This is a genomic window from Variovorax sp. GW823-FHT04B03, assembly GCF_058796495.1.
The window spans coordinates 2,501-5,870 of sequence record NZ_JBXAIT010000012.1 but is presented as its reverse complement, the minus strand read 5'-3'; the positions used below and the strand labels follow the sequence as shown (position 1 = coordinate 5,870).

General features: G+C 49.7%; 2 rRNA genes. Both read right to left on the bottom strand.

The features are described from left to right. Positions 1-63 precede the first annotated feature (63 nt). Positions 64-176 (bottom strand): 5S ribosomal RNA (gene rrf / locus AC1RAD_RS31445). Positions 177-304: 128 nt separating this feature from the next. Next, positions 305-3,178: ribosomal RNA gene (locus AC1RAD_RS31440) — 23S ribosomal RNA — on the bottom strand. Between the last annotated feature and the right edge of the window lie 192 nt (positions 3,179-3,370).

The following is a 3,370-nucleotide window of genomic DNA, read 5'->3' as shown; positions in this document are numbered from 1 at the left end:
CTTTGCATTGCGCAAAGCAAAAAACCCCAGTCATTGCTGACTGGGGTTTTCTGGGCTGTAAGAGCCTGACGATGACCTACTTTCACACGGGAACCCGCACTATCATCGGCGCTGAGTCGTTTCACTGTCCTGTTCGGGATGGGAAGGAGTGGTACCAACTCGCTATGGTCATCAGGCATAAAGGGTTGTCTGACTGATCACACGATCAATCAAACGAATTCATAGAGTTTGGAATCAGCTTTTGGCGAATTATTTTGAATGCGTCAACTTGGCATAACACCTTGATCAGATCGATCAAAGTTATAGGGTCAAGCCGCACGAGCAATTAGTATCAGTTAGCTTAACGCATTACTGCGCTTCCACACCTGACCTATCAACGTCCTGGTCTTGAACGACTCTTTAGGGGGCTCAAGGCCCCGGCAGATCTCATCTTGAAACGAGTTTCCCGCTTAGATGCTTTCAGCGGTTATCTCTTCCACACTTAGCTACTCGGCAATGCCACTGGCGTGACAACCGATACACCAGAGGTGTGTCCACTCCGGTCCTCTCGTACTAGGAGCAGGCTTCCTCAAATCTGCAGCGCCCACGGAAGATAGGGACCAAACTGTCTCACGACGTTTTAAACCCAGCTCACGTACCTCTTTAAATGGCGAACAGCCATACCCTTGGGACCGGCTACAGCCCCAGGATGAGATGAGCCGACATCGAGGTGCCAAACACCGCCGTCGATATGAACTCTTGGGCGGTATCAGCCTGTTATCCCCAGAGTACCTTTTATCCGTTGAGCGATGGCCCTTCCATACAGAACCACCGGATCACTATGTCCTGCTTTCGCATCTGCTCGACTTGTCAGTCTCGCAGTTAAGCACGCTTATGCCATTGCACTATCGTCACGATGTCCGACCGTAACTAGCGTACCTTCGAACTCCTCCGTTACGCTTTGGGAGGAGACCGCCCCAGTCAAACTGCCTACCATGCACTGTCCCCGATCCAGATAATGGACCTAGGTTAGAACCTCAAACACACCAGGGTGGTATTTCAACGTTGGCTCCACAAGATCTAGCGACCCTGCTTCAAAGCCTCCCACCTATCCTACACAGATCTGTTCAAAGTCCAATACAAAGCTACAGTAAAGGTTCATGGGGTCTTTCCGTCTTTCCGCGGGGAGATTGCATCATCACAAACATTTCAACTTCGCTGAGTCTCAGGAGGAGACAGTGTGGCCATCGTTACGCCATTCGTGCAGGTCGGAACTTACCCGACAAGGAATTTCGCTACCTTAGGACCGTTATAGTTACGGCCGCCGTTTACTGGGACTTCAATCAAGAGCTTGCACCCCATCATTTAATCTTCCAGCACCGGGCAGGCGTCACACCCTATACGTCCACTTTCGTGTTTGCAGAGTGCTGTGTTTTTAATAAACAGTCGCAGCCACCGATTTTTTGCAACCCATTCATGCTTCGTTGTTCACTACACACTAATAGGGCACACCTTCTTCCGAAGTTACGGTGTCAATTTGCCGAGTTCCTTCTCCTGAGTTCTCTCAAGCGCCTTAGAATACTCATCTCGCGCACCAGTGTCGGTTTGCGGTACGGTCGTTGTTAGCTGAAGCTTAGTGGCTTTTCCTGGAACCTCGTTCAGTCACTTCACGGACAAGTCCGCTCGATCGTTGGCCTCGGTATATGTGCACCGGATTTGCCTAATGCACGCCTACATCCAACTAAACCAGAATAATCCAATAACTGGATGACCTATTAAGATCCGTCCCCACATCGCACTAACAATCGGTACAGGAATATTGACCTGTTTCCCATCAGCTACGCATCTCTGCCTCGCCTTAGGGGCCGACTCACTCTACGCCGATGAACGTTGCGTAGAAAACCTTGCGCTTACGGCGAGGGGGCTTTTCACCCCCTTTAACGCTACTCATGTCAGCATTCGCACTTCTGATACCTCCAGCACGCTTTACAACGCACCTTCACAGGCTTACAGAACGCTCTCCTACCACTTGCAATAAATTGCAAATCCGCAGCTTCGGTAACTGGCTTAGCCCCGTTACATCTTCCGCGCAGGACGACTCGATCAGTGAGCTATTACGCTTTCTTTAAATGATGGCTGCTTCTAAGCCAACATCCTGACTGTTTTAGCCTTCCCACTTCGTTTCCCACTTAGCCAATTTTAGGGACCTTAGCTGGCGGTCTGGGTTGTTTCCCTCTTGAGTCCGGACGTTAGCACCCGGTGCTCTGTCTCCCAAGCTGTACTCATCGGTATTCGGAGTTTGCCTTGGTTTGGTAAGTCGCCATGACCCCCTAGCCAAAACAGTGCTCTACCCCCGATGGTAATACTTGAGGCACTACCTAAATAGTTTTCGGAGAGAACCAGCTATTTCCAAGTTTGTTTAGCCTTTCACCCCTATCCACAGCTCATCCGCTAGTTTTGCAACACTAGTCGGTTCGGACCTCCAGTACCTGTTACGGCACCTTCATCCTGGCCATGGATAGATCACTTGGTTTCGGGTCTACACCCAGCGACTGATCGCCCTATTCGGACTCGATTTCTCTACGGCTTCCCTATTCGGTTAACCTTGCCACTGAATGTAAGTCGCTGACCCATTATACAAAAGGTACGCAGTCACCCTTGCGGGCTCCTACTTTTTGTAAGCACGCGGTTTCAGGATCTATTTCACTCCCCTCCCGGGGTTCTTTTCGCCTTTCCCTCACGGTACTAGTTCACTATCGGTCAATGATGAGTATTTAGCCTTGGAGGATGGTCCCCCCATATTCAGACAGGATTTCTCGTGTCCCGCCCTACTTGTCGTTAGCTCAGTACCACACAGGTCATTTCACGTACGGGGCTATCACCCGCTATGGCCAGCCTTTCCAAGCTGTTCCGTTATGTCTTGTGCTATCACTAACAGGCTTCTCCGATTTCGCTCGCCACTACTTTCGGAATCTCGGTTGATGTCTTTTCCTCGAGCTACTGAGATGTTTCAGTTCACCCGGTTCGCCTCGCATGACTATGTATTCATCATGCGATACCTTTGCAGGTGGGTTTCCCCATTCGGAAATCTCCGGATCAAAGCTAATTTGCCAGCTCCCCGAAGCTTATCGCAGGCTATCACGTCCTTCGTCGCCTATCATTGCCAAGGCATCCACCACGTGCTCTTATTCACTTGACCCTATAACTTTGACGTTTCTTGCGAAACTACAAAATCATCTCAAGGAATATGTCAGGTCTTTCACCTGACGCGTTATGCCGTACTTCCAATATCGATTTGACTCGAAATTGAAGTTTCTTTTGACGCAATCAAAAATTCTATGTTACTGATGGCACGGTCTGCACTAAACCTTTACGAATGTGCAGTTTCCAT